The 23,326-nt window shown below is 73.3% G+C and carries 31 protein-coding genes; 20 read left to right on the top strand and 11 right to left on the bottom strand.

Annotated elements, in window-relative coordinates; all coding sequences use genetic code 11:
* Window positions 1-1,988 (bottom strand): helicase (locus AB0J71_RS39470; protein ID WP_364419192.1); only part of this gene is annotated, 1,988 nt, incomplete at its 3' end.
* Between the two features lie 139 nt (window positions 1,989-2,127).
* Between AB0J71_RS39470 and AB0J71_RS39465 the strand changes: the two genes are divergently transcribed.
* A complete protein-coding gene (locus AB0J71_RS39465; RefSeq protein ID WP_364419190.1) occupies window positions 2,128-2,889 on the top strand; it encodes an SDR family oxidoreductase in 762 nt (253 codons plus the stop codon).
* Between the two features lie 40 nt (window positions 2,890-2,929).
* Here the strand turns inward: AB0J71_RS39465 and AB0J71_RS39460 are convergent, their stop codons facing one another.
* Window positions 2,930-3,508 (bottom strand): CGNR zinc finger domain-containing protein, encoded by a 579-nt coding sequence (locus AB0J71_RS39460; RefSeq protein WP_352328270.1) that lies wholly within the window; start codon window positions 3,506-3,508, stop codon window positions 2,930-2,932.
* Complete coding sequence (locus AB0J71_RS39455; RefSeq protein ID WP_364419188.1) at window positions 3,505-3,891, bottom strand: VOC family protein; 387 nt, start codon at window positions 3,889-3,891, stop codon at window positions 3,505-3,507. The genes AB0J71_RS39460 and AB0J71_RS39455 overlap by 4 nt, the downstream gene beginning before the upstream one ends.
* Before the next feature lie 65 nt (window positions 3,892-3,956).
* On the opposite strand from AB0J71_RS39455, the gene AB0J71_RS39450 reads away from it, so the two are divergent.
* Both AB0J71_RS39450 and AB0J71_RS39445 read left to right on the top strand, forming a co-directional pair.
* The gene (locus AB0J71_RS39450; protein WP_352328272.1) at window positions 3,957-4,292 is read left to right on the top strand and encodes a metalloregulator ArsR/SmtB family transcription factor; all 336 of its coding nucleotides are present in this window, start codon (window positions 3,957-3,959) and stop codon (window positions 4,290-4,292) included.
* Entirely contained in the window at window positions 4,289-4,714 is a 426-nt protein-coding gene (locus AB0J71_RS39445) for an SRPBCC domain-containing protein (protein ID WP_364419186.1), read from the top strand. Before AB0J71_RS39450 ends, AB0J71_RS39445 begins: the two co-directional genes overlap by 4 nt.
* Before the next feature lie 13 nt (window positions 4,715-4,727).
* Here the strand turns inward: AB0J71_RS39445 and AB0J71_RS39440 are convergent, their stop codons facing one another.
* From AB0J71_RS39440 to AB0J71_RS39430, 3 genes are read right to left on the bottom strand one after another with little or no spacing between them, the layout of a single operon-like run.
* Window positions 4,728-4,940 carry a hypothetical protein gene (locus AB0J71_RS39440; protein ID WP_352328267.1) on the bottom strand — a complete coding sequence of 71 codons (213 nt, stop codon included), beginning with the start codon at window positions 4,938-4,940 and terminating at the stop codon, window positions 4,728-4,730.
* A 39-nt stretch (window positions 4,941-4,979) separates the two neighbouring features.
* Window positions 4,980-5,591, bottom strand: a complete 612-nt coding sequence (locus AB0J71_RS39435) for a LysE family translocator (RefSeq protein WP_352328266.1) — start codon at window positions 5,589-5,591, stop codon at window positions 4,980-4,982.
* Window positions 5,592-5,650: 59 nt separating this feature from the next.
* Window positions 5,651-6,622: a WYL domain-containing protein gene (locus tag AB0J71_RS39430; RefSeq protein WP_352328265.1), complete on the bottom strand. Its 972-nt coding sequence runs from the start codon at window positions 6,620-6,622 to the stop codon at window positions 5,651-5,653.
* A gap of 44 nt (window positions 6,623-6,666) precedes the next feature.
* Here AB0J71_RS39430 and AB0J71_RS39425 point away from each other — a divergent pair, with 44 nt between their 5' ends.
* Window positions 6,667-7,419, top strand: a complete 753-nt coding sequence (locus tag AB0J71_RS39425) for a DeoR/GlpR family DNA-binding transcription regulator (protein WP_352328264.1) — start codon at window positions 6,667-6,669, stop codon at window positions 7,417-7,419.
* Window positions 7,416-8,537 carry an MFS transporter gene (locus AB0J71_RS39420; protein WP_364419184.1) on the top strand — a complete coding sequence of 374 codons (1,122 nt, stop codon included), beginning with the start codon at window positions 7,416-7,418 and terminating at the stop codon, window positions 8,535-8,537. Before AB0J71_RS39425 ends, AB0J71_RS39420 begins: the two co-directional genes overlap by 4 nt.
* Before the next feature lie 30 nt (window positions 8,538-8,567).
* Here AB0J71_RS39420 and AB0J71_RS39415 read toward each other — a convergent pair whose 3' ends face one another.
* A complete protein-coding gene (locus tag AB0J71_RS39415) occupies window positions 8,568-9,329 on the bottom strand; it encodes a TSUP family transporter (RefSeq protein WP_352328262.1) in 762 nt (253 codons plus the stop codon).
* 172 nt (window positions 9,330-9,501) lie between these two features.
* On the opposite strand from AB0J71_RS39415, the gene AB0J71_RS39410 reads away from it, so the two are divergent.
* The 8 genes from AB0J71_RS39410 to AB0J71_RS39375 all read left to right on the top strand — a co-directional run bounded on the left by AB0J71_RS39410 (window position 9,502) and on the right by AB0J71_RS39375 (window position 14,173).
* Window positions 9,502-9,960, top strand: a complete 459-nt coding sequence (locus AB0J71_RS39410) for a MarR family winged helix-turn-helix transcriptional regulator (protein WP_352328261.1) — start codon at window positions 9,502-9,504, stop codon at window positions 9,958-9,960.
* 182 nt (window positions 9,961-10,142) lie between these two features.
* The gene (locus tag AB0J71_RS39405) at window positions 10,143-10,316 is read left to right on the top strand and encodes a hypothetical protein (protein WP_352328260.1); all 174 of its coding nucleotides are present in this window, start codon (window positions 10,143-10,145) and stop codon (window positions 10,314-10,316) included.
* A gap of 8 nt (window positions 10,317-10,324) precedes the next feature.
* Window positions 10,325-10,480: a hypothetical protein gene (locus AB0J71_RS39400; protein ID WP_364419182.1), complete on the top strand. Its 156-nt coding sequence runs from the start codon at window positions 10,325-10,327 to the stop codon at window positions 10,478-10,480.
* An 80-nt stretch (window positions 10,481-10,560) separates the two neighbouring features.
* Entirely contained in the window at window positions 10,561-11,082 is a 522-nt protein-coding gene (locus AB0J71_RS39395; RefSeq protein ID WP_364419180.1) for a thioredoxin family protein, read from the top strand.
* Window positions 11,075-12,874 carry an ABC transporter ATP-binding protein gene (locus AB0J71_RS39390; protein ID WP_364419178.1) on the top strand — a complete coding sequence of 600 codons (1,800 nt, stop codon included), beginning with the start codon at window positions 11,075-11,077 and terminating at the stop codon, window positions 12,872-12,874. The genes AB0J71_RS39395 and AB0J71_RS39390 overlap by 8 nt, the downstream gene beginning before the upstream one ends.
* Complete coding sequence (locus tag AB0J71_RS39385) at window positions 12,871-13,293, top strand: S26 family signal peptidase (RefSeq protein ID WP_364419176.1); 423 nt, start codon at window positions 12,871-12,873, stop codon at window positions 13,291-13,293. The genes AB0J71_RS39390 and AB0J71_RS39385 overlap by 4 nt, the downstream gene beginning before the upstream one ends.
* Window positions 13,294-13,412: 119 nt before the next feature.
* Window positions 13,413-13,904, top strand: coding sequence for a hypothetical protein (locus AB0J71_RS39380; protein ID WP_364390373.1), 492 nt, complete (start codon window positions 13,413-13,415; stop codon window positions 13,902-13,904).
* A 2-nt stretch (window positions 13,905-13,906) separates the two neighbouring features.
* A complete protein-coding gene (locus AB0J71_RS39375) occupies window positions 13,907-14,173 on the top strand; it encodes a hypothetical protein (protein WP_364390375.1) in 267 nt (88 codons plus the stop codon).
* Window positions 14,174-14,202: 29 nt separating this feature from the next.
* Here the strand turns inward: AB0J71_RS39375 and AB0J71_RS39370 are convergent, their stop codons facing one another.
* Together AB0J71_RS39370 and AB0J71_RS39365 are read right to left on the bottom strand one after the other, a co-directional pair.
* Entirely contained in the window at window positions 14,203-14,820 is a 618-nt protein-coding gene (locus AB0J71_RS39370) for an ATP-dependent Clp protease proteolytic subunit (protein WP_352328090.1), read from the bottom strand.
* A gap of 2 nt (window positions 14,821-14,822) precedes the next feature.
* Window positions 14,823-15,386, bottom strand: coding sequence for an ATP-dependent Clp protease proteolytic subunit (locus tag AB0J71_RS39365; RefSeq protein ID WP_352328091.1), 564 nt, complete (start codon window positions 15,384-15,386; stop codon window positions 14,823-14,825).
* Window positions 15,387-15,530: 144 nt separating this feature from the next.
* Here AB0J71_RS39365 and AB0J71_RS39360 point away from each other — a divergent pair, with 144 nt between their 5' ends.
* Together AB0J71_RS39360 and AB0J71_RS39355 are read left to right on the top strand one after the other, a co-directional pair.
* Window positions 15,531-16,832 (top strand): histidine kinase, encoded by a 1,302-nt coding sequence (locus AB0J71_RS39360; RefSeq protein ID WP_352328092.1) that lies wholly within the window; start codon window positions 15,531-15,533, stop codon window positions 16,830-16,832.
* A 110-nt stretch (window positions 16,833-16,942) separates the two neighbouring features.
* A complete protein-coding gene (locus tag AB0J71_RS39355; protein WP_352328093.1) occupies window positions 16,943-17,581 on the top strand; it encodes a response regulator transcription factor in 639 nt (212 codons plus the stop codon).
* Here AB0J71_RS39355 and AB0J71_RS39350 read toward each other — a convergent pair.
* Both AB0J71_RS39350 and AB0J71_RS39345 read right to left on the bottom strand, forming a co-directional pair.
* Window positions 17,551-18,429, bottom strand: coding sequence for a DUF2268 domain-containing putative Zn-dependent protease (locus AB0J71_RS39350; RefSeq protein ID WP_364419174.1), 879 nt, complete (start codon window positions 18,427-18,429; stop codon window positions 17,551-17,553). The genes AB0J71_RS39355 and AB0J71_RS39350 overlap by 31 nt on opposite strands.
* 43 nt (window positions 18,430-18,472) lie before the next feature.
* The gene (locus tag AB0J71_RS39345; protein ID WP_364419172.1) at window positions 18,473-19,234 is read right to left on the bottom strand and encodes a hypothetical protein; all 762 of its coding nucleotides are present in this window, start codon (window positions 19,232-19,234) and stop codon (window positions 18,473-18,475) included.
* A 55-nt stretch (window positions 19,235-19,289) separates the two neighbouring features.
* Between AB0J71_RS39345 and AB0J71_RS39340 the strand changes: the two genes are divergently transcribed.
* From AB0J71_RS39340 to AB0J71_RS39320, 5 genes are read left to right on the top strand one after another with little or no spacing between them, the layout of a single operon-like run.
* Complete coding sequence (locus AB0J71_RS39340) at window positions 19,290-20,291, top strand: MoxR family ATPase (RefSeq protein ID WP_352328096.1); 1,002 nt, start codon at window positions 19,290-19,292, stop codon at window positions 20,289-20,291.
* Window positions 20,288-21,220, top strand: a complete 933-nt coding sequence (locus tag AB0J71_RS39335) for a DUF58 domain-containing protein (protein WP_364419170.1) — start codon at window positions 20,288-20,290, stop codon at window positions 21,218-21,220. Before AB0J71_RS39340 ends, AB0J71_RS39335 begins: the two co-directional genes overlap by 4 nt.
* Window positions 21,217-22,164 carry a VWA domain-containing protein gene (locus AB0J71_RS39330; RefSeq protein WP_352328098.1) on the top strand — a complete coding sequence of 316 codons (948 nt, stop codon included), beginning with the start codon at window positions 21,217-21,219 and terminating at the stop codon, window positions 22,162-22,164. Before AB0J71_RS39335 ends, AB0J71_RS39330 begins: the two co-directional genes overlap by 4 nt.
* An 11-nt stretch (window positions 22,165-22,175) precedes the next feature.
* Window positions 22,176-22,766 (top strand): methyltransferase, encoded by a 591-nt coding sequence (locus tag AB0J71_RS39325; RefSeq protein ID WP_352328099.1) that lies wholly within the window; start codon window positions 22,176-22,178, stop codon window positions 22,764-22,766.
* Window positions 22,763-23,302 carry a TrmH family RNA methyltransferase gene (locus tag AB0J71_RS39320; RefSeq protein ID WP_352328100.1) on the top strand — a complete coding sequence of 180 codons (540 nt, stop codon included), beginning with the start codon at window positions 22,763-22,765 and terminating at the stop codon, window positions 23,300-23,302. The genes AB0J71_RS39325 and AB0J71_RS39320 overlap by 4 nt, the downstream gene beginning before the upstream one ends.
* Window positions 23,303-23,326 lie beyond the last annotated feature (24 nt).

Raw genomic sequence — 23,326 nt, 5'->3', positions numbered from 1 at the left:
GCCAGCTCCGCCGCCACCAGCGCCGGCAGCTCCGCGACCGCCGCCCGCACCGCGCGGGGTTCGTCGCCGCCGTCCCGCACCGACTCCGGCGGCTCCTGCCCCGGCGCCACCGCCGCCAGCACGTCGGCCGCCACCCGCATGATCTCCACCGGCGTGCGGTAGTTGACCAGCAGCCGCTCCTCCCGCCAGCGCCCCTCCAGGTACGGGTCGAGCACCTGCGCCCACGAGCGCGCCCCCGCCGCCGACCCCGTCTGGGCCAGGTCGCCCACCACGGTCAGCGACCGCGCCGGGACCCGCCGCAGCACCGTCCGCCAGGCCATCGGCGACAACTCCTGCGCCTCGTCCACGATCACGTGCCCGTAGGCCCACGTGCGGTCGGCCGCCGCCCGCTCGGCCGTCGTCAGCCCCGCGCCGTCGTCGGCCTGCCGCTCGGCCAGCACGTCGGCCCGGTCGAAGACGCCGCCCTCCAGCAGGCCGGTGGTCTCCAGCACCTCGCGCGCGTACAACTCCTGCTCGGCCCACTCCTCCCCCGCGCGCCGCGCCGCCACCCGCTCGGCCGAGTCGTCATGGCCCAGCAGCTCGGCCGCCTCGTCCAGCAGCGGCACGTCGCCGACCGTCCAGGGCGACTCGCGGGGCCGCACCAGCGCCGTCCAGTCCAGGCCCGGCGGGCACACCGACCACAACGTGTCCGGCGTGGACAGCAGATCGGCGACCAGCTCCTGCGGCGTCAGCTCCGGCCACAGCTCGGCCACCGCGCGCCGTACCGGCTCCTCCCCCCACAGCCGCTCGGCCGCCAGCGCGATGTCCGTCTCGTCCAGGTCGCCCTCCAGGTCCAGCGGCTCGGCCAGCTCCGGGTCGTCGGCCGCCAGCTCCTCCAGGTGCAGCGACTCCTCCAGCGCCCGCGCCTCCGCCCTGGCCAGCTCCTTCAGCAGCTCGGTGACGTACAGCTTGCGGGCCATGTTGTGCGGCAGGCGCACCGCCCGCGCCCGCTCGCGCAAGCGCACGCACACCGCGTGCGGCACGCGCAGCCGCAGCCCGTCGAGCTCCACCTCCAGATCCCCTGCGGGCACCCGCTGCCGGTCGGCCACCGCCGCGGCCACCACCTCGGCCATCCGCAGGTCGCCCTTGACCACCGCGGCCGCCGGCGGATCGGCCGCCACCGCCCGCACCCCCGGGAACAGCTCCCCCACCGTGGCCATCACCACCTGCGTCTCCCCCAGCGCCGGCAGCACCTGCCCGATGTAGCGCAGGAACATCGGGTTGGGCCCCACCACCAGCACCCCGCGCCGCTCCAGCGTGTCGCGGTGGGTGTAGAGCAGGTAGGCGGCCCGGTGCAGCGCCGCGACGGTCTTGCCGGTGCCCGGCCCGCCCTGCACCACCAGCGCCCCCTGCAGACCCGCCCTGATCACCCGGTCCTGCTCGATCTGGATCGTGGCCACCACGTCGCCCATCCGGCCGGTACGGCCCCGCCGCAGCGCCGCCAGCAGCGCCGCCTCGCCCACCAGCGTGCGCCGGTCGCCGTCGGACATGCCGTCCAGGTCGAACACCTCGTCGTCGATGCCGACCACCGTGCGGTCCTTCAGGTGCAGATGCCGGCGCCGCACCAGGCCGCCCGGGTCGGTGGCGGTGGCCACGTAGAACGGGCGCGCGGCCGGGGCCCGCCAGTCGATCAGCACCGACTCGTGGTCCTCGTCGCGCAGCCCGATCCGGCCGACGTACGTGCTGACGCCGCCGGAGTCGTCGATCCGGCCGAAGCACAGGCCGCGCTCGACCGCGTTGAGCTGGGCCAGCCGCCGCGCCTGCTCGGCGGCGGTCACCTCGCGCTCGAACCGTGCCTGGCGGGTGCCCAGCGCGCCACCGCCGGCGTACACCTGGCGCAGCGTCGCCTGCGCCCGCTCCCTGGCCGCGTCGAGCCGGGCGTACAGCCGCCGGACCGTACGCTGCTCGCTGTCAAGGGCTTGCGCGAGACCATCTTGACGATTAGCCATTCCCTGCTATACTCCTTTACGGGAGCTCTGTGGAGCCGCTTCTCGTATTGTCGAGCTCACGAGCCTAGCCCCCCTTCGCCGTTCCGGCAACCGACGCCGCCCGCCCGCCTTCCCGCGGCTGCTGCTACCTTGAGCCGTCGTGTCGGACTATCTGCGTGACCTGTTCTCCCTGCACGGCCGCCGCGCCCTCGTCACCGGCGGCAGCTCCGGCATCGGCCTGGCCATGGCCGAGGCGATCGGCCGGGCCGGAGCCGAGGTCGTCCTCGCCGCCCGCAGGCCCGCCGAGCTCGACCGGGCCGCCGAACGGCTGCGCGCCCACGGCGTCACCACCTCCGCCGTCAGCGCCGACCTGCACGACCGGGACGACCTGGCCCGCCTGTGCGCCGCCGCCGGCGAGATCGACATCCTGGTCAACGCCGCCGGCAACAACATCCGCAAGCCCATGGCCGAGCTCACCCCCGGCGACTACGAACAGACCATCGCCGTGCACCTGACCGCCCCCTACCTGCTCGGCCAGCACTTCGGCCCCCGCATGGCCGCCCGCGGCCGGGGCCGCATCATCAACGTCGGCTCCCAGCAGTCCATCAGCGCCTTCGGCGACAGCGGCGTCTACGGCGCGGCCAAGGCCGCCGTCGCCGGCCTCACCCGCTCGCAGGCCGAGGCGTGGTCGGCGCACGGCGTCTGCGTCAACACGATCATCCCCGGGTTCGTGCTCACCCCGCTCACCGAGCCTGCCCAGACCGTCCCCGGCCGCGTCGAGGAGCTGGCCGCCCGGCACATGACCGGGCGCAACGGCGTGCCGGGCGACTTCGCGGGCGCGGCGGTGTTCCTGGCGGGGGACGCCTCGGCGTTCGTCACCGGCCAGCTGCTCTTCGTCGACGGCGGTTTCTCCGTGCACTGACGGAGGTGGCCGTCCCGGCCCGACGCCTTTACGTTGTAGATCAGGTACGGCGGCGGGCCCGGTAGGCGCTGGCCTTGGCGCGGTTCTGGCACGACAGGCCGCAGAACCGGCGCGAGGCGTTGCGGGTGACGTCGAAGAAGACCAGCTCGCACGCCGCCGCCTCGCACGTGCGCAGCCGTACCCCCTGGCCGACGCCGATGACCATGGCCAGCGCGGTGGCCGTGTCGGCCGCCCACGCCTCCACCAGGCCGGCGGCGGGCCCGTGGAAGGCCAGGACCGGCGGGTCGCCGTGCAGGTTGGGCACGGCGCCGTGGCGCAGCAGGGCCCGGTTCAGCGCGGCCGGCGCGGCGGGGCTCGCGGTGAAGGCGGGCCGCAGCTCGCCGGCCACCCCGGCCAGCCGGTCGGCGTCGGCCACGGTCAGCGCCCTGCTGGGCGTCCAACCGTGCCGGACGAAGGCGGCGTCGAGGGCGGCGCGCCGGTCGGCCGGCGGCCCGGCGGGACGACCACGCACCTGGGTGACGGCCAGTTCGTTGACCAGCAGGACGGCCAGATCAACCCATCTACCGACATAACTGTCGATCTGGGACTGGCCGGTGATGCGCCACGCGTCTGTCGTCACCGGCGAAGCCTACCCAGGCAGTGACGCCGGCCGGGCGAGGGGCACGCGAAGCCGGGGGCGGGCTGCCACAGGCTGATCTCGGTGCCCTGGTCGTCGGTGCAGGTGCAGCCGCGGCCGGACTTGCTCTCGTACACCTCGCCCGTCGTGCCGCCGAGCTCGCGCACCCGCTCGACGGCGGCGTCGATGTCCTCGACGTGGTAGTAGAGGTTGGGCTGCGCGGACCGGCCGGCGGCGTGCAGGCCCATCGGCACGTCGGTGTTGGTGACGTGCAGGTAGCGCTCGTGCTCGCGCCTGAACTCCCAGCCGAACAGCGGCCCGTAGAAGGCCGCCGCCCGCTCCAGGTCCTCGACCGACAGGGTGTAGTAACCCAGTTGGACAGTCATGCACGTCTCCCCGCAATAATTGCCGCTGACGTTAAGCACCAACACCATAACGGAAGCAGGCAAAGATTAACAACGACGTTAACGACCTGGACGCCACGCTGGCCGCCCTGGCCGACCCCACCCGGCGCAAGGTGATCGACCTGCTGCGCGAGGGCCCGCGCCCGGCCGGCGAGCTGGCCCAGGCGGTGCGCATGAGCGCCCCCGCGCTCAGCAGGCACCTGCGCGTGTTGCGGGCCGGCGGCCTGGTACGGGCCGAGGCGGGCGGCGACGACGCCCGGCTGCGGCTCTACACCCTGCGCCAGGAGCCGTTCGCGGCGCTGCAGGCGTGGCTGGACCAGGTGCAGGCGTTCTGGGCCGAGCAGCTCGGCTCGTTCAAGGACCACGTGGAGCGCGGGCGGTGACCGCCGTACGGGCGGCGGTCGTCGTGCCGGTCGATCCGGCGACCGCGTTCCGGATGTTCACCGACGAGATCGACCAGTGGTACGTGCGCGGCCGCCACAGCTGGGTCGACCCCGCCCGCGCGGTGGCCATCCGCTTCCAGGACGGCTACCTGCGCGAGCTGTGGGACGACGGCGGCCACGCCGACCTGGGCCGGATCGTGCGCTGGGAGCCGCCCCGCCGCCTGGTCTGGGCCGACCTGCTCAACCCAGGCGGCCGGATGGAGATCGAGGTGGCCTTCACCGCGGTCAGGGACGGCACACAGGTGCTGCTCGAACACCGCGGCCTGGACACCCTGCCCCCCGACGTGGCCGGGCGCATCCGCCGCGGCTACTCCTGGAACATCGTGCTGGACTGGTTCGCCGCCCGATGGACGCGGGCGTGATACGCGGGCCTGATCAGCGGCGGCCGTACTTCTTGTGCACGGCCTGCTTGCTGACGCCGATCGCGTCGGCGATCTGCGCCCAGGGCAGGCCCGCCACCCTGGCCCGGCGCACCTGGACGGCCTCCAGGCGCTCGATCTCGCGCCGCAGCGCGGTGGTGGCGTGCAGGGCCAGCAGCGGATCGTCGTCCTGCGCCTGCCTCATCAGGGACGCCAGGTCGTTGGTCATGCCCTAACGGTAGTCCACGATCTCCCGCCGCTCAGCAGGTCATCGCGCGTCCAGGACCAGGCGGACGCCGAGGCCGATGAGCACGACGCCGGAGATCTGCTCCAGGCGGCGCCGGACGGCCGGGCGGCCCAGGAAGTCCCTGGCCCTAGCGACGGTCCAGATGAGCAGGCCGTACCAGACGGTGTCCACCAGCACCCACACGACGGCGAGGGTCACCAGCGTCAGCGGCACGTTCTGCCCGGCCGGCACGAACGGCGGCAGGAACGACATCGCGAACACCGCGGCCTTGGGATTGGCCAGGCAGGTGCCGAGCCCCGACAGGTAGGACCCGCGCAGCCCGGCCACCGCCTCGCCCTCCACCGGCGGGGTGCCCCGGCGCGCGTTCCACAACGCCTGCGCGCCCATCACCACCAGCACGACCGCGCCCGTGACGCGCATGACGTCGTAGGCGACCTGCGAGGCCACCAGCAGCGCCGACAGCCCGAACGCGGCGGCCAGCCCCCACAGCAGGATGCCGGTCTCGTTGCCCAGCGTGGCCGCCACGCCGGAACCGCGGCCGGAGCGGATCGTCTGACGCAGGATGACGGCGGTGCTCACGCCGGGGACCATGGCCACCAGGAAGCACGCGCCGACGAAAGCCAGAAGGTACATGGTGGGCATGCTGACAGAGAAGGCGGCCTATTTCTCGCGATTTATCCGGACAGGTGGATCTAGAGGTACAGCTTGCCGAGGCCGGCCACCGCCTCGGCCATCAGCGCCCGCAGCTCGGCCGGCTCCAGCACCTCGACGTCGGCGCCCATGCGCAGCAGCAGCCAGCGCGCGTGGGTGAGCGACTCGACCGGCACGGTGATCGTGCGCCAGCCCTCGGGGTCCGGCTCGCCGGCCGCGGCCAGCGCCGCGGCGACCACGTCGGACCCCATCGTGTACGCCAGCAGGTCCTCCCGGCCGGGCGCCAGCCTGATGACGGCCTCGGCGGTGTACATGCGCTCGCGGAACTCCTTGGCGTACGCCCGCCAGAACGCCGCCAGCTCGAACCCATCCGGCCTGCGGAAACGGCCCGGGAGCTGCTCGACGGTGAGGATGCGCGAGACCCGGTAGGTGCGCGGCGAGCCCTCGGGCGGGGCGGCGACCAGGTACCAGGAGCCCCCCTTGAGCACCAGCCCGTACGGGTGGATCACCCGGTCGACCTCCCGCTGCCCCCACCGGCGGTAGGTCATGTGCAGCGGCCGCTGGTCCCACACCGCCTCGGCCACGTCGCTCAGGTGCGGCACGTCGTCGGCCGAGCGGTACCAGCTGGGCACGTCCAGCAGGAAACGCTCGCGCATGCGGGAGGCGTGCGAGCGTGGCTCGGGCGGCAGCGCGGCCAGCAGCTTCAGCTCCGCGGTCGCCGCGACGTCGGCCAGCCCCAGCTCGGCGGCGGGCCCCGGGAGCCCGGCCAGGAACAGCGAGGACGCCTCCTCGGCCGTCAGCCCGGTCAGGCGGGTGCGGTAGCCGTCCAGGAGCTGGTAGCCGCCCGCCGGGCCGCGGTCGGCGTAGACCGGGACGCCGGCCGCCGACAGGGCCTCGACGTCCCGGTAGACCGTGCGGATCGACACCTCCAGCTCGGCGGCCAGTTCGGGCGCGGTCATGCGGCCCCGCGTCTGCAGCAGCAGGAGGAGGGAGAGCAGACGGCTGGCGCGCATATCCGTCATTGTATTGCGCACATTTTCGGTGTTTGTATGAACAGATGGAACGTTTGACCGCCATCATGAACGCCCTGCGCGCCCAGGACAGCGTCACGGTGACCGAGCTCGCCGAGCGGCACGGCGTGTCGGAGATGACGATCCGCCGCGACCTGGACGAGCTGGCCCAGCAGGGCGTGGTCCGCCGGGTCAGGGGCGGGGCGCTGTCCCTGCTGCTGCGCGGCGAGGAGCCGCCGTTCGGGGTGCGCGAGCGGGAGGCGGTGGAGGCCAAGCGGCGCATCGGCGTCCAGGTCGCGGCGATGATCGCGGACGGGGAGGCGGTCGTCCTGGACGGCGGCACCACCGTCCTGGAGGTGGCCCGCGCCCTGGCCGGGCGGCGGCTGACCGTGCTGCCGCTGGCGTTGCAGGCCGTCTCGCTGCTGGCCGCCGCGCCGCGGGTGCGCCTGGTGCTGCCCGGCGGCGAGGTGCGCAAGGGCGAACTGAACCTCACCGGCCCGCTCGCCGAGAGCTCGATCGCGGCGCTGCGCTTCGACACCGCGGTGATCGGCTGCTGCGGCCTGTCGGCCGAGCACGGCCTGACCGCGCACGACCTGCCCGAGGTCGCGGTCAAACGGGCGGCCATCGCCGCCGCCCGGCGGGTGATCGTGGCCTGCGACTCGGGCAAGTTCTCCCGTACGGCCTTCGGCGCGGTCTGCCCGATCTCCCGCCTGGACGTCGTGGTGACCGACGAAGGCGTGCCGCCCGAGCAGCGTGACGCGCTCCTCGCGGCCGGGGTGGACGTCAAGGAGGCCGGGTGAGACGCGAACGGACGGCCGTCTACCTGCTGTTCTTCCTGGCCGGCCTGGCCATCGGCACCTGGACGGCCCGCATCCCCGCCATCAAGGAGAGCCTCGGCCTCGACGCGGGACGGCTCAGCCTGGCGCTGCTGGCCATCGCGGCGGGCGCCGTCGCGGGCATGACGACCGTCGGCCGCCTGGTCGACCGGTACGGCAGCAGCCGGGTCATGATCCCGGCGGCCCTGTCGCAGGGCGTGGTGCTGGTGCCGCCCGCCTTCGCGCCGGGCCTGGGCGCGCTGGCCGCCGCGCTGCTGGCCTTCGGGATCGTCCACGGCGTCCTGGACGTGTCCATGAACGCCAACGCCGTCGAGGTGGAACGCGCCCACGGGCGGCCGGTGATGTCGTCCTTCCACGCCGTCTACAGCATCGGCGGGTTCGCCGGGGCCACGACGGGCGGGGTGTTCGCGCAGGCCGGGCTGCCGCCGTCGGTGACGTTCGGATGCGTGGGGACGGTGATCGCCGTGCTGGCGGTGTGGGCGTGGCGGTGGGCGCTGCGCTCGGCGCCCGCTCCCCTGCCGGCCGGCGGCTCGGGGTCCGGACGGCCCAAGGGCATCCTGTTCCTCGGCGTGCTGGCCTTCTGCTGCCTGGTGGGCGAGGGGGCGGCGGCCGACTGGAGCTCGGTCTACCTGCGCGAGGACCTGGCCTCCTCGGCGGGGTTCGCCGCCGCCGGGTACGCCGCGTTCTCGATCGCGATGACCGCGGGGCGGCTGGCGGGGGACCGGCTGGCCGCCCGGTTCGGCCCCGTGGCGCTGGTGCGGTGCTGCGGGCTGCTGGCGGCGGCGGGGCTCGGCCTGGCGCTGCTCGGCGGTGGGCCGGTGGCCGGGGTGGTGGGGTTCGGCTGCTTCGGGGCGGGGTTGTCGTGCATCGTGCCGCAGGTGTTCTCGGCCGCGGGGCACCGGGATCCGGCCTTCGCCGGGCGGGCGCTGGCGCGGGTGGCGTCCGTCGGGTACCTGGGGTTCCTGTCGGGGCCGGTGATCATCGGGGCGGTGGCCGAGCTCGCCGGGTTGCCCCGGGCGCTGGCCGTACCGGCGCTGATGGCGGCCTTCGTGGCCCTGACGGCCCCCGCCGTGCGCCCTTGAGGAGTCCGGGCGCGGGCGGCGGGCCGGGGTTCAGCCGAACTGCTGCCAGCCGAGCCTGATCACCATCGCCACCACCACGCACAACAGCACGACCCGGACGAACGCCGTGCCGCGCCTGATCGCCATCCTGGCGCCGAGCTGCGCGCCGGCCACGTTGCACAGCGCCATGCCCAGCCCGAGCGCCCACTGCACGTGGCCCTGCAGCCCGAACACCGCCAGCGCCCCGAGGTTGGTGCCCACGTTGATGATCTTCGCCGAGGCGGAGGCGGAGACGAAATCCAGGCCGAGGATGGTGGTGAAGGCGATGATGAGGAAGGTGCCGGTGCCCGGCCCCATGATGCCGTCGTAGAAGGCGATGCCCACGCCCGCCGCGGCCACCGCCGCCACCACGCGGGCGCCGGTCCGCAGGTGCGGCTGCGGCAGGGCGCCCATCGAAGGGCGCAACGTGACGAACGCCGCCACGCCGAGCAGCACCACCATCACGACCGGGCGCAGCACGTCGGCCGAGATCGCCGCCGCCGCCCACGCGCCCAGCCCCGCGCTCACCACGGCCAGCGCCGCGCCCGGTAACGCCACCTGACGGTCGATCTTGGTGGAGCGCGCGTACGCCACGGCGGCCGAGGCCGTGCCGAACACCGAGGAGAACTTGTTGGTCGCCATGGCCTGGACGGGCGGCATGCCGGTCATCAGCAACGCCGGCAGCTGCACCAGCCCGCCGCCGCCCACGACCGCGTCGACCCATCCGGCGCCGGCCGCGGCCGCCAGCAACACCACAACCTGCTCCAGCGGCACGCCGCTCCCCCACTCCCCCAGGAAACGCCCAGAAGACTACAGCCCCCCTCCAACCACCCACCCCTCCGGTGGAGCAGTCAGACGGCCAGGAGGCGGCCGGCCGGCCGGCGACCCGGCGTTGCGCGGGTGGCCGGCGGGTGGACGATGTGGCCGGGTAGGCGAGACTGGACCGGTGACGATCGAGAACGGACCGCCCGTGTCGAGCACCTCCATCGTGGTGCTGACGCTGGCGCGGCGGGTCGAGACGGAGCTGTCCGCCGAGCTGGCGCCGCTTGAGCTGACGATCAGCCGCCTGGGGCTGCTGGGACACATCGCCGGCGTGCCCGGCGCGTCGTTCAGCGACCTGGCGCGCATGTCGGGCATCTCCGTGCAGAGCGTGCACACGGCGGTGAAGGGGCTCGTCCAGGCGGGGCTGGTACGCGACCGTACGGCGCGGGCGGGGTCCGCCTCCACCATCGAACTCACCCCCGAGGGACAACGCCTCCTGCGGCAGGCCGCCCAGGCCGTCACCAAGGTCGACGAACGCCTCTTCGGCCCCGACGCCGACCCGATCCACCAGCAGGTGGGCGACGCGATCCGCACCGCCTTCACCGGCCCCCGCCGACCGGGCGACACCACCTCCCCCGCCTGACCTGCGACACGCCCCCCACGCGGCCCGCCGGCCATCCAGGTAGGAAGCGCACCCGCGCCGGGCCGCACGGGGAACACCTCTCGCTCCTTTGAGAAATCGCTGCGAAATCACTGAGAAACCGCTGAGACGGCCGGGTCAGTGTGCAGGCGAAAGGTTCGTTCGCCGCAGGAAGCGAGGGCTCGATGAGCGTGTTCACCCGGCTCTGCGACCGCACGGTCGCACTACTCGTCCCCCGGGTCGAGGCCGAAGCCTCGAACTGTTACTGGGACTACCTGCACGTCGACGGCACCTGCTACAAGCGCTGGTGCTGCCTCTACACGTCCGGAACCAGGTGCAACGGCTACGTGGCCTGCTAGGAGGGCTCATGATGCACGACTTGTGTGACCGCCTCGTCGCCCGGCTCGTCCCCCGCCTGACGGCCGCGGCCAGCAACTGCTGGGACGAGATCAACGGCCGCTACTGCCGCCGGTGCTGCGTCTACAGCACCGGGACCAGGTGCAACGGCTGGACGCTCTGTTAGGAACCCGTCGAAGCCGTGATCCGCGGGCCGGGCTCCGCCACCGGGGTCCGGCCCTCCTTTTCCCTCGACGAGGAGGTCAGATGATGTACGCGCTGTGGACCGCCGTCATGATCCTTGCCGTGCTGTGCGTGGCCAACGCGATGCTCGCGTTGGGCGTCATCCGCAGGCTCCGCGAGCACACCGAACGGCTCAACGCCCTGTACGAGCGGCCCGCGGACGGCCCGCCGCCCGCCGTGCAGCCCGGTGAGACGGTCGCCGGGTTCGAGCCGGGAGCCCCGCTGCCCGAGCGCACGCTGATCGGCTTCTTCTCGCCCACCTGCGCCCCGTGCAAGAAGCTCGCGCCCGCGTTCGCCGAACTGGCCGCGACCATGGGACGCGAGCAGGTCGTCGCGGTGATCGCCGGATTCCCCGACGACACGGGCACGCTGCGGGAACTGCTCGACCCCGTCGCCAGGATCCGGCACGGCGGGCCGGACGGCGGGCCGCTGGCCGAGGCGTTCAAGGTCGAGGCCTTCCCCCAGGTGTTCCTCCTGGACGCCGGCCGTACCGTGCTGGCCGCCGGCCACACGCTCGACGACGTGCTCGCCGCCACGCATGACTGAGGTGTCCTCCCCTCGCGCGCTGGCCGGGGCCGCGGAACTGGCCTGGCGCGGCGCGCCCGCCATGGTGATCGTCTACGTCGCGACCACGCTGGCCCAGGCGCTGCTGCCGATCGCCGCGGCATGGCTGACCAAAGCCCTGCTCGACGCGCTGAGCCGGCACAGCGGGCCCGTGCTCGGCCCGGCGGTGGGGCTGGCCGCCTGCGGGCTGGCGGCGGGGGTGCTGCCCGCGGTGTCGTCCTTCGCCAACAGCGCACTGGGCCGGTCGGTGGGACTGCGCGCCACCGACCGGCTCTTCGAGGCCACCGAGCGCTTCGTCGGGCTGCGGCACTTCGAGGACCCGGCGTTCCTCGACCGGCTGCGCCTGGCCCAGCAGTCCACCGCGAGCTGCCACGGGCTGCTCGGATCGGTGTTCGAGGCGGGCCGGGCCGCGCTCACCATCGCCGGCTTCCTGGGCGCCGTGGCCCTGATCAACGCCTGGATGGCCGCCGTCGTGCTGGCGTCGCTGGTGCCCGCGCTCGCCGTCCAGCTGGGGCTGGCCAGGCGGCAGGCGGCGATGTTGTGGCGGACCAGCCCCGCCGAACGCCGCCAGTTCTTCTACGGGCAGTTGCTCACCGGCACCCAGGCCGCCAAGGAGATCAGGCTCTTCGGGACGGGAGCCTTCCTGCGCGGCCGCATGCTGGACGAGCGCAGGCAGGTCAACCGCGTCCGGCGCCGCCTGGACGTGCTGCAGCTGGCCTCGCACGGCGGGCTCGAACTGCTGGCCGCGCTGGTCGCCGGCGGCGGGCTGGTGTGGACGGGGCTGGCGGCGAGCGCCGGCGAGCTCAGCGTCGGTGACGTCGCGATGTTCGCGGGCGCCGTGGCGGGCACCCAGCAGGGCCTCAACACGCTGGCGCAGACCATCGCGCAGATCTCGCAGAGCCTGCGGCTCTTCGCCCACTACCTCCGCGTCACCTCCACCCCGCCCGACCTGCCGGTCGCCGCCGTCCCGCTGCCCGCGTTGCGCCGCGGGATCGAGCTGCGCGACGTGTGGTTCCGTTACGGCGACGACCACCCCTGGATCCTGCGCGGCGTCGACCTCTTCATCCCCTGCGGCGGCGCCCTCGCCCTCGTCGGCCTGAACGGCGCGGGCAAGAGCACCCTGGTCAAGCTGCTGTGCAGGTTCTACGACCCCACCAGGGGCACGATCCTGTGGGACGGCGTCGACCTCCGTGACGCGGCGCCGCAGGACCTGCGGGCCAGGATCAGCGCGGTGTTCCAGGACCACATGGCCTACGACCTGTCGGCCGCCGAGAACATCGGACTCGGGAACCTCCCGCTGATCGGCTCGGCATCCGCCATCAGGGCCGCGGCCGGGCGAGCGGGGATCGACGGCGCCATCGAGGCGCTGCCCAGAGGCTATGACACGTTGCTGACCAGGCTGTTCTTCGACGACGAGGCCGAGGGCAGCGCGGGGGTCGAACTGTCGGGCGGGCAGTGGCAGCGGATCGCCATCGCCCGGGCCCTGCTGCGGGACGATCCGGAGCTGATGATCCTGGACGAGCCGAGCTCCGGGCTGGATCCCGAGGCGGAGTACGACATCCACCTTCGGATGCGTGCGGGCCGGGCGGGCCGGACGAGCCTGCTCATCTCGCACCGGCTCAACACCGTGCGCGACGCCGACCTCATCGTGGTCCTGGACGAGGGACGGGTCGTCGAGCAGGGCCGGCACCGGGACCTGATGGGACGCGACGGCCCCTACTCCCGGCTGTTCACCCTGCAGTCCAGCGGGTACGTCGCGGAGGCGGTCGGATGAGGTACCTGCTGGTGGCGGCGGTCACAGCGGCGGTCGCGGCGGCGGTCGCGGCGGCGGTCGCGGCGGCGGTCGCGGCGGCGGGGCTGGCGTGGCTGCGCGGGCGCTACCTGGCGGTCACCGTCGAGGGCGTCAGCATGGTGCCGACCCTGCGGCCGGGTCAGCGACTGCTCGCACGCAGGGGCGCGGGCGTCACCGGTGACATCGTCGTGGTGCGCGGGGGCCGCGGGCTGATGGTGAAGCGACTGGCCGCGTGCGAGGGGGAGCGGCTGCCCGCCGTGCTCGGGGGCGGCCTCGTGCCCGTGGGGCGGGTCGCCGTCCTGGGCGACAATCCGGGCCGGAGCGCGGATTCACGGCAGTTCGGCCTGCTGCCCGCCTCGGCGGTGGTCGCGGTGGTGCGCTCCGCCCCCGTCCGGACGTAGCAGCGGGACCTGTCGTCGAGAACGTGGCGCTGCGGCGGAGCCTCCAGACGTCCGGCCGAGTTTCAGGGGGACTGAAGGTCTCGCTAAGCTTCAGGCACCCTGAAGGTTGGAGGAGATCCATGGAGCATGTCCTGTTGTCCGTTCATGTGCTGGCGGCCATCGTGTTCGTCGGCGGCTCGGCGGTGGCGTCGAGCCTGTTCCCCCGCTACGCCCCCGTCGCCGGCCCCGTCGCCAGCGCCGCCACCGGCCCCGCCACACCCCCCACCACGGAACGCAACACGGAACGCAACGCCGCCGTGGCCGCCGTGCTGCACCGCATCACCGGCGGCTACGCCGTGTTCGGGCTGGTCGTCCCGCTGGCCGGGATCGTGCTGGCCGGCGTGCAGGGACGGATGGGGCAGACCTGGATCGTCGTGGCGATGATCCTCACCGCCGTCGCGGGCGCGTTGCTGGCCACCCAGATCCACCCCCGCCAGCGCCAGGCGCTCGACGCCCCCGACGACGGCCGGCGGCTGCGCACACTGGCGATGCTCGCCGGCGTCTACAACCTGCTGTGGGCGGTCGTCGTGGTGCTCATGATCGTCCGCCCCGGCGAGCAGACGGGAGCCTGAACGTGCTCACCCTGCGCATCGCCGCCGCCGTCGAGGCCGTCACGCTGGCGATCCTGCTGGCCAACCTGCTCACCGTGCACGCCCAGCCGGTCACGACCTACGCCGGACCGCTGCACGGCATGTCCTACCTGGTCGTCATCGCCACGGCGGCCATGACGCCCAGGGCACAGGGGACGCCCGGGGCCCGCTGGAGCGCGTTCGTCCCCGGCGTCGGCGGGCTGCTCGCCCTGCGCCGCCTGCGCGCCGGACGCGACGGCCGGGACGGATGACCCCCGGGGCCCGGCCGGGCCCCGGGAGGTCAGCGGGCGGGGACCAGGGCGCGCTTCCTGGAGGCGTAGATGTCGTCGATCAGCCGGTAGCTGCGCGCCTGCTCGGCGGTGAAGATGCGGTCGCGCTCGATGTCCTTCCTGATCTCCAGCACCCCGCGCCCGGTGTGCCGGGCCAGGATCTCCTCCTGCTGGTCACGCATCCGCACGATCTCCCTGGCGTGGATCTCCAGGTCGCTCGACTGCCCCCGGCCGCCCTCGGTGGCCGGCTGGTGGAGCAGGACGCGCGCGTGCGGCAGGGCCGCCCGCTTGCCCGGCGTGCCCGCCGCGAGCAGGACGGCCGCCGCCGAGGACGCCTCCCCGATGCAGACCGTGTGGATCTCCGGCCGGACGAACTGCATCGTGTCGTAGATGGCCGTCATCGCCGTGAACGACCCGCCCGGCGAGTTGATGTACATGTTGATGTCCTGGTCGGGATCGAGCGACTCCAGCGTGAGGAGCTGGGCCATGACGTCGTTGGCCACCGTGTCGTCGATCGGCGCGCCGATGAACACCACCCGGTCCTCGAACAGCTTGTTGTACGGGTTCATCTCCCGCACCCCGTAGGAGGTGCGCTCGGTGAAGGAGGGCAGCACGTAGCGACCGCTCATGGTCAGTTCATCCCTTCGGCGATGTGGTCGACGAACCCGTACTCCAGCGCCTCCTGGGCGGTGAACCACCGGTCGCGGTCGGAGTCGGCCTGGATGCGCTCCAGCGGCTGGCCGGTGTGGTGGGCGATGATCTCGGCCATCCTGCGCTTGGTGTAGAGCATGTTGTCGGCCTGGATCTGGATGTCGCTGGCCGAGCCGCCGATGCCGCCCAGCGGCTGGTGCATGACGATGCGGGCGTTGGGCAGGGCGTAACGCTTGCCCGGCGCGCCGGCGGTCAACAGCAGCTGGCCCATGGAGGCGGCGAAGCCCATCGCCACCGTCGCCACGTCGCACGGGACGAACTGCATCATGTCGTAGAGCGCCATGCCGGCCGTCACCGAGCCGCCCGGCGAATTGATGTAGAGCGTTATGTCCCGATTGGGGTCTTCGGCGGCCAGCAAAAGCAGCTCACCGCAGAGCCGGTTGCAAATCTCGTCGTCGACCTCCTGGCCGAGGACCACGATGCGTTCCTTCAGCAGGCGCTGACTGAGCTGGTCAGGCCAGGCCGCGCGCTGGGTCTCCGTCATTGACGTCGCCTTTCTGCCGAAACTAATTCCGCGAAAAACGCTAGACCCGGCGGCGGCTAATTCCGGCCCATTTTCGCTGGGGGCGCATTTCACTCAAGGCGCATTACTCCCAGCGCGAAAAAGTATCGACATACAATCCCGGATGTGAGAAGGAACCTCCCCCGTCGCTGGGCGTGCCTCATCCTGGGCGGGGCGCTGCTGATGCCGTACATGATGGCCGGGGTGCTGGTCGCCGGGTTGTGGCGCGGCGTGTCGTCTGACCTGCTGATGCCGATCCAGGTCGGGGTGTTCGTCGCGGTGCTGCCGGTGGTGGCGGTGACCGGGCTGTTCCTGCCGGTGCGCGCGCTGGAGGTGAACGCCGCCCAGGGGCTGCTCGGGGCCCGGGTGGAGACCCCGCCGCGGCAGGCCCGCCGGTCGTGGCAGGAGCGGCGGCGCACCGCCGCGTGGTTCACGCTGCATCTGGCGGTGGGCGGCGTGGTCAGCGGGTTCACGCTGGCGGTGGTGCCGTTCACGGTGTTCACGATGGCGCTGCCGTTCGTCGGTGAGCCAATGCCGGTGCTGGGCCTCACGGCCGAGCCGGGGTGGCCGTCCCTGCTGTGGGCGGCGGCGGGCGTGGGGGCGCTGGCGCTGCTGGTGGCGGGCGCGGCGGGCGCGGGCGCGCTGCTGGCCGCCCTGGCTCCCCCGCTGCTCGGCCCCACCCCCGCCGAACGGCTGGCCGCCGCCGAAGATCATGCCCGTACGCTGGCCGAACGCAACCGGCTGGCCCGCGAGCTGCACGACTCGGTCGGGCACGCGCTCAGCGTCGTCACCCTGCAGGCCGCCGCGGCCGGCCGCGTCCTCGACCGCGACCCGGCCACCGCCAGGACCGCGCTGGCGGCCATCGAGCAGTCGGCCCGCGCCGCACTGGAGGACCTCGACCACGTGCTCGGCGTCCTACGCGAAGACGCACGCGAGGACGGGCGCAAGCACGCACGCGACGACGGGCGCGAGGACGTGAGCGAGGACAGGCGGGAGGGGCGCCGCGAGGGCCATCGGGAGGACGGTGAGGCGGCGCGGCGGGCGCCGCAGGGGACCTTGGCCGACCTCGCGGCGCTGGTGGCGGGCTCCGGCGCCGAGGTGCGGCAGGACGTGGGCGACCTGTCCGGCGTGCCCGCCGTCGTCTCCAGGGAGGCGTACCGCATCCTGCAGGAGGCGCTGACCAACGCGATCCGGCACGGCGGCGGCACGGTCCGGCTGGCCGCCGCCGTCCAGGGCGACGACCTGCGGCTGGAGGTCAGCAACCCCGCCGGGAAGCGCGCCGGAAGCCACGGGCGGGGCGGCCGGGGCGGCCGGGGCGTGGCCGGCATGCGCGAACGCGTCCGCCTGCTCCGCGGCGACCTGCACGCCGGCCCCGACGAGGACGGCTGGACGGTCTCGGTCCGCCTCCCCCTGCGCCCGACCCCCTGACTCCCACACCCTGCCCCCTCCAGACAGCTCGCTCCCGGGACAGGCCCCGCCCCCGTCAACCCAGGACGCCCCCGGCCCCTGCCCGACCGGGTGCCGCTACGGTCGGGGGCATGACACTCAAGGTCGTGATCGCCGACGACGAGGACCTCATCCGCGCCGGGCTGCGCGTCATCATCGACGCCGAGCCCGGCCTGCGCGTGGTCGGCGAGGCCGCCGACGGCGCCGCGGTCCTGCCGGTCGTCCGCCGCGAGCGCCCCGACGTCGTGCTGATGGACGTCCGCATGCCGGCCATGGACGGCATCCAGGCCACCCGCCGGCTCGTGGCGCTCGACGACCCGCCCAAGGTCCTGGTCGTGACCACGTTCGAGAACGACGACCACGTCTACGACGCCCTGCGCGCCGGCGCGAGCGGCTTCCTGCTCAAACGCACCAGACCGGACGACCTGCTCCAGGCGATCAGGCTGGTGGCGGCCGGGGAGTCGCTGCTGTTCCCGGCCGCGATCCGCACCCTGGCCGGCCGTCGCCCGCAGGCCCACGTGCCGGGCATCGACCGGCTCACCGGCCGCGAGGGCGACGTGCTGCGGCTGATGACCAGGGGCATGTCCAACACCGAGATCGCCGCCGAGCTGGTCGTCAGCCAGGAGACCGTCAAGACGCACGTCGGCAACGTCCTGGCCAAGCTGGGCGCGCGCGACCGCACCCAGGCCGTGATCGCCGCCTACGAGTCCGGGTTCGTCTCGCCCGGCTGAGATCGGCCGAGCAGCCGCGCGGCCGGCAGCAGGGTGGCCTCGGCGGCGCTCAGGCCCTGCTCGGCCAGGGCCCGGTCCACCAGCCGCAGCCCCACCGCGTAACCCGCCATGTCGGGAATGCCGCGGGGCTCCTGCCCGAAGCGCCGCATGGCGCTGTCGCCCAGCACGTACGCCGGGGTGTTGTGCATGCCCTCCAGGTCGAACGCGTCCATGATCAGCTCGTGGGCGCGCTCCAGCTCCTCCCCCGTCACCATCCGCGACCAGGGCCCCATGGCCTCCGGCCCGGACAGCTCCCGGACGAACGCCTCGGCCAGCCCCTCGGCCACCACGTGCTCGCCCACGGTGACCTTCCGCGGGTCCCACTCGACGTTGGTGTAGCGCACGTTGTGGTGGAACTCGTGCACCGCGCAGTGCGCGATCCGGCCGATGACCTCCTGCGACGGCCAGCCCAGCAGGTACAGCCAGCCGGGCGAGCCGCCCATCCCGTAGTAGCCGCCGCTGACCTTCATCAGGTGCTCGTTGTCCGGGTCGCCGAGCACGAACATCACCTGCAGCGAGGAAGCCTGCCTGGCCTCCTTCAGCGCGTGGGAGGCGCGCTCCAGCTCCCTGCGCACCTGGCCGAGCACGTCGGCCTCGATCATGGCCAGGACGGCGGGCAGGTAACGGGCGTCCTCGGCGTCGACGCGGAAGCCGCCGCCCTGGTGGTGGATGTCGACGATGTCGCCGGGCACCGGGATCGCCGGCCGGATCGGCGCCAGCATCTCCCGCAGCGCCTCGGGCCGGTCGGCGAGCGGCCGGGCGAGCAGGTCCGCCATGGCCGTGAGCGTGTCGTGAACGATGAACTCCATGCCGCGGACGCTAAAGCCTCACGTAACGTGAGGCTCAAACGCATTAAAGCGGCGACTCGCCCAGATCGTCGCCCGGCGACTGCCCCGGCGTGCCGGGACCGGTGCGCGTCGGCGACGGCGACTGCGACGGCGAGGGCTCCGGCACCGGCGTGGCCGGCGTGGGCGGCGGCGTGGGCACGAACACCGTCGGCGGGAGCTGCCGGGGCATCGGCTCGCTGTCGCGCCGGCCGAACAGCAGCAACAGCAGGATCGTCGTGACCAGCACCAGCAGCAGCGCCAGCGCCAGTGCGGCGAGCAGCACCCGCCGCCGCGTCTCGGTCAGCGGCAGCCGCCGCCCCAGCGGCCCCGGCAGCGCGGGCGCGCGGTCGGTCAGCCAGTACGGCACGAAGTCCGGCCCGTGCGCCTGCCCGATGAGCGTCCCGCCCACCATGACCGGTTCCAGGAAGCGTTCGGCCCCCGGCTGCCCCGGCGCGTACGGCACCGCCACCCACGGCGCCGGCCCGTCGTGCACGTCGAGCACCTCGGGCGTCCCGTCGAGCACCGAGGCGCGCGCCCGGCCGAGCCCCAGCCACCCGCGCCCGCCGGACCGCCCCGACGCCTCCTTGATCGCGGTCAGGAACCGGTCGCGCGCCGCCGCGTCGAGGGCGGCGCCCCGGGTGAGCACGGCCAGCGACACCGCGCGCCCGTCGGGTCCCTGTCCCAGGTAGACGAACCCGGCCGGAGCCGTGTGCAGGCGGGCCTGCACGACGTAGCGCCCCAGCTGGGGCGGATCACCGTACTGCAGGGGACTTGCCACGTTTGCCATGAAAGCACAGACGTGGCGTCGTGCACGTTCGCGGCGCGTTTGGTGGAATGGCGTCATGAGCGTCGCCGAAGAGTTGCCAGGCGGAAACGACGCGGCACTGCTGCGCCGAAGTCTCGATGAGGTCCGGCGTGTCATCGTGGGACAGGAGCACATGGTCGAGCGGCTGGTCGTGGCCCTGCTGGCCCGCGGTCACTGCCTGCTCGAAGGTGTGCCGGGAGTCGCCAAGACCCTCGCCGCCTCCACCCTGGCCACCGTCGTGGGCGGCACGTTCGCCCGGATCCAGTTCACCCCCGACCTCGTGCCGAGCGACATCGTCGGCACCCGCGTCTTCCACCCCTCCAACGAGAAGTTCGACGTCGAGCTGGGTCCGGTGTTCGTCAACTTCCTGCTGGCCGACGAGATCAACCGGGCCCCCGCCAAGGTGCAGTCCGCGCTGCTGGAGGTGATGGCCGAGCGCCAGGTCACGCTGGCCGGCGTCACCCATCCGCTGCCCAGGCCGTTCATCGTGCTGGCCACCCAGAACCCGATCGAGTCCGAGGGCGTCTACCCGCTGCCCGAGGTGCAGCGCGACCGTTTCCTGTTCCGCGTGCGGGTGCCGCACCCCAGCGCGCACGAGGAGCTGGAGATCCTCCACCGCATGAGCGTCACGCCGCCCGTGCCCGACCGCGTGCTCGACCCGGCCCGGCTGCTGGCCCTGCAGCAGGCCGCCGAGCAGGTCTCGGTGCACCAGCTCGTGGCCGACTACGTGGTGCGCCTGGTCATGTCCACCCGCGCGCCCGCCGACTACGGGCTCGGCGACCTGGCCGAGACGATCGAGATCGGCGTCAGCCCCCGCGCCACGCTCGGCCTGGTCTCGGCCGGGCGCGCGCTGGCCCTGCTGCGCGGCCGCGACTACCTGCTGCCCGACGACGTGCGCGACGTGGCGGTCGACGTCATGTCCCACCGGCTCATGCTGACCTTCGACGCCCTGGCCGACGGCGTCGATCCCGAGCAGGTCGTCAAGCAGATCCTGCACGCCGTGCCGCCGCCCCTGGTCGTCTGGAACCAGAACCGTTGAACACCGCCGAGCAGGCGCTGCGACGGCTGGAGCTGACCGTCACGCGGCGGCTCGACGGCCTGCTGCACGGCGCCCACCAGGGGCTGCTGCCCGGCACCGGCAGCGAGACCGGCGACAGCCGCCTGTACGTGCCCGGCGAGGACGACGTGCGCCGCATGGACTGGGCCGTCACCGCCCGTACGACCGTCCCGCACGTCCGGGACCTGATCGCCGACCGCGAGCTGGAGACCTGGGCGCTGGCCGACAGGTCGGCCAGCATGGACTTCGGCACCGCCGACACCGACAAGCGCGACCTGGTCGTGGCCGCCGTCGGCGCGATCGGCTTCCTGTCCAGCCGCATGGGCGACCGGTTCGGCGCGCTGGTGCTGCACGAGGAGTACATCCACCGCATGCCCGCCCGTACCGGCCGCCCGGCCCTGTACGGGCTGCTCAGCTCCCTCATGGACGCCCCGCGCGGCCGGGCCGTGCCCGACGCGCCCGACCTGGCCGAGGGCATCGACGTGCTGGCGGCCACCCGCCGCCGCAGGGGCCTGCGCCTGGTCGTCTCCGACTTCCTCGACGACCGCCCCGAGCTCGACCCCGACGCCGAACGCCCCTGGGAACGCCCGATCAGGCGGCTGGCCGCGCGCCACCAGGTGCTGGCCGTGGAGGTCATCGACCCGCGCGAGCTGGAGCTGCCGGACGTCGGCCGGGTGGCGTTCACCGATCCCGAGACCGGGAACGTACGTGAAGTGCACCTTTCTCCCAAAGTCCGGCAAGCATATGCAGAAGCCGCCGCCCTCCAGCGCGAGGGCACCCGGCTCGCCCTGCGCCGCGCCGGCATCGCCCACCTGGTGCTGCGGACCGACCGGGACTGGGTGTTCGACGTGGCGCAGTTCGTCCTGCGCCAGCGCCGCATGAGCCACCTCGCCCACCGGAGACCCGTATGACGTTTCTCGCGCCCGGCTGGTTGTGGCTGTTCGTGCTGGTGGCGCTGCTGATGGCCGGATACGTCGTGGCGCAGTTCGCCCGCCGCCGCTACACCGTGCGCTTCACCAACCTGGCGCTGCTCAACCTCGTCGCCCCCGCCGGGCCGGGCTGGCGCCGGCACGTGCCCCCCGCGCTGTTCCTGGTCATGATGTCGCTCCTGGTGGTCGGCGCCGCCAAACCCGCCGACCAGGTGCGCGTCCCGCGCGACCGCGCCACCATCATGATCGCCCTCGACGTCTCCTTGTCCATGGACGCCGGCGACGTCCAGCCCAACCGGATCAGCGCCGCCAAGGCCGCCGCCCAGGCGTTCGCCAGGGAGCTGCCCGACCGCTTCAACGTCGGCGTGGTCTCCTTCGCCCGCTCGGCCAACGTCGTCATCTCCCCCACCACCGACCACCAGGCCGTCGTCACCGCCATCGGCAACCTGACCACGCGGCCCGGCACCGCGATCGGCGAGGCCGTCTTCAACTCGCTCGACTCGGTGCGCTCCTTCGACCAGCAGGCCGCCACCGACCCGCCGCCCGCCGCGATCGTGCTGCTGTCCGACGGCGACAACACCTCCGGCCGGTCGGTGACCGAGGCCATCGAGGCCGCCCAGCAGGCCCACGTCCCGGTCTCCACCATCGCGTACGGCACCCAGGAGGGCACCGTCGACATCGACGGCAGGCCCGTGAACGTCCCGGTCAACAAGCAGACACTCCAGTCGCTCTCCGACGGCACCAGCGGCCGCGCCTACGCCGCCGAGTCCGGCAGCGAGCTGCGCGACGTCTACGAGCAGATCGGCACCTCGCTGGGGTTCAAGCTGGTCAGCCAGGAGATCACCCAGTGGTTCATCGTGGCCGCGATCGTGCTCGGGCTGCTCGTGGCCGGCGCCGCGGTCTTGTTCGGCACCCGCATCCCGTAACGTTTTCCCACGTGGCCCACTACTTCTCCGAACGTCCCGAGACCGCGAGCAGGCCGGGCTCGGTCGACCTGGTCCTGCCCGACCTGCACCTGCGGCTGGAGACCGACCGGGGCGTGTTCTCACCCGACCGGGTCGACGTCGGCACGCGCGCGCTGCTGGAGTCGGTCCCGCCGCCGCCGCAGGAGGGCGACCTGCTCGACCTGGGCTGCGGCTACGGGCCCATCGCGCTGACGATGGCCTCGCGGGCGCCCGGGGCGACGGTGTGGGCCGTCGACGTGAACCGGCGGAGCCTGGAGCTGACCGGACGGAACGCCCAGGCCGCCGGCCTTTACAAAGTAAGACCTGTTCATATTGATGAAGTGCCGGATGACGTGAAATTTCGGGCCATCTGGTCCAATCCCGCCATCCGGATTGGCAAGCCGGCTCTGCACGAGATGCTCACCAGGTGGCTCACCCGGCTGACGCCCGACGGCGTCGCCTACCTGGTCGTCCAGAAACACCTCGGCTCGGACTCCCTGCAACGCTGGCTCGGCGAGCAGGGCTGGCAGGCCTCCCGCGAGGCCTCCCGAGCCGCCTACCGCATTTTGAAGGTGGCCCGATGAGAAGGCAGCTGCGCCCCACCGACGTCAAGCGGCTCAACCGCACCTGGCGCAGGAACACCGACAACCGGCTCGCGCTGATCCTGGAGTCGGTGACGGGCCCGTTCAACGTCGGCTCGATCTTCCGCAGCGCCGCGGCGTTCGGCGTCGACCAGATCTGGCTGGCGGGCAACGCCACGCCGCCCACCAACCCCAAGGCGGGCAAGACGGCGCTCGGCACCGAGCGCCTGGTCACCTGGCACGAGCCGGTCCCGGCCACCGAGGCGGTCAAGGCCGCCAAGGACGACGGCTACGCCGTGCTGGCCATCGAGCTGACCGCCGAGGCCGTGCCGCTGCACCGCGCCGACCTCGGCCGCGACGTGTGCCTGGTGGTCGGCAGCGAGGACCACGGCTGCTCCCCCGCCCTGCTGGAGGCCGCCGACGGCGTCTGCTACATCCCGCAGGTCGGGCGGGTCGGCTCGTTCAACGTGTCGGTGGCCGCGGCCATCGCGCTGGCCGAGGCGCGCCGCCAGGAGTGGGAGAATCTCCCCGAACCGTGACCGAACCGTCCACCATCGGAAGGG

Origin of the sequence: Nonomuraea sp. NPDC049637 (genome assembly GCF_040675235.1) — a bacterium.
Taxonomy (GTDB): domain Bacteria; phylum Actinomycetota; class Actinomycetes; order Streptosporangiales; family Streptosporangiaceae; genus Nonomuraea.
Note: the sequence above shows the minus strand (reverse complement) of the source record. Positions and strands in the feature narration are given on the sequence as shown.

What these genes read in the sequence shown, in the direction of transcription:
- AB0J71_RS39455 (WP_364419188.1), bottom strand. Translation starts at nt 3,891, where the DNA reads ATGACTGTCCAACTGGGTTACTACACCCTGTCGGTCGAGGACCTGGAG.
- AB0J71_RS39440 (WP_352328267.1), bottom strand. Translation starts at nt 4,940, where the DNA reads ATGACCAACGACCTGGCGTCCCTGATGAGGCAGGCGCAGGACGACGAT.
- AB0J71_RS39435 (WP_352328266.1), bottom strand. Translation starts at nt 5,591, where the DNA reads ATGTACCTTCTGGCTTTCGTCGGCGCGTGCTTCCTGGTGGCCATGGTC.
- AB0J71_RS39430 (WP_352328265.1), bottom strand. Translation starts at nt 6,622, where the DNA reads ATGCGCGCCAGCCGTCTGCTCTCCCTCCTCCTGCTGCTGCAGACGCGG.
- AB0J71_RS39425 (WP_352328264.1), top strand. Translation starts at nt 6,667, where the DNA reads ATGGAACGTTTGACCGCCATCATGAACGCCCTGCGCGCCCAGGACAGC.
- AB0J71_RS39405 (WP_352328260.1), top strand. Translation starts at nt 10,143, where the DNA reads ATGAGCGTGTTCACCCGGCTCTGCGACCGCACGGTCGCACTACTCGTC.
- AB0J71_RS39400 (WP_364419182.1), top strand. Translation starts at nt 10,325, where the DNA reads ATGATGCACGACTTGTGTGACCGCCTCGTCGCCCGGCTCGTCCCCCGC.
- AB0J71_RS39395 (WP_364419180.1), top strand. Translation starts at nt 10,561, where the DNA reads ATGATGTACGCGCTGTGGACCGCCGTCATGATCCTTGCCGTGCTGTGC.
- AB0J71_RS39390 (WP_364419178.1), top strand. Translation starts at nt 11,075, where the DNA reads ATGACTGAGGTGTCCTCCCCTCGCGCGCTGGCCGGGGCCGCGGAACTG.
- AB0J71_RS39385 (WP_364419176.1), top strand. Translation starts at nt 12,871, where the DNA reads ATGAGGTACCTGCTGGTGGCGGCGGTCACAGCGGCGGTCGCGGCGGCG.
- AB0J71_RS39380 (WP_364390373.1), top strand. Translation starts at nt 13,413, where the DNA reads ATGGAGCATGTCCTGTTGTCCGTTCATGTGCTGGCGGCCATCGTGTTC.
- AB0J71_RS39370 (WP_352328090.1), bottom strand. Translation starts at nt 14,820, where the DNA reads ATGAGCGGTCGCTACGTGCTGCCCTCCTTCACCGAGCGCACCTCCTAC.
- AB0J71_RS39365 (WP_352328091.1), bottom strand. Translation starts at nt 15,386, where the DNA reads ATGACGGAGACCCAGCGCGCGGCCTGGCCTGACCAGCTCAGTCAGCGC.
- AB0J71_RS39355 (WP_352328093.1), top strand. Translation starts at nt 16,943, where the DNA reads ATGACACTCAAGGTCGTGATCGCCGACGACGAGGACCTCATCCGCGCC.
- AB0J71_RS39350 (WP_364419174.1), bottom strand. Translation starts at nt 18,429, where the DNA reads ATGGAGTTCATCGTTCACGACACGCTCACGGCCATGGCGGACCTGCTC.
- AB0J71_RS39345 (WP_364419172.1), bottom strand. Translation starts at nt 19,234, where the DNA reads ATGGCAAACGTGGCAAGTCCCCTGCAGTACGGTGATCCGCCCCAGCTG.
- AB0J71_RS39340 (WP_352328096.1), top strand. Translation starts at nt 19,290, where the DNA reads ATGAGCGTCGCCGAAGAGTTGCCAGGCGGAAACGACGCGGCACTGCTG.
- AB0J71_RS39330 (WP_352328098.1), top strand. Translation starts at nt 21,217, where the DNA reads ATGACGTTTCTCGCGCCCGGCTGGTTGTGGCTGTTCGTGCTGGTGGCG.
- AB0J71_RS39320 (WP_352328100.1), top strand. Translation starts at nt 22,763, where the DNA reads ATGAGAAGGCAGCTGCGCCCCACCGACGTCAAGCGGCTCAACCGCACC.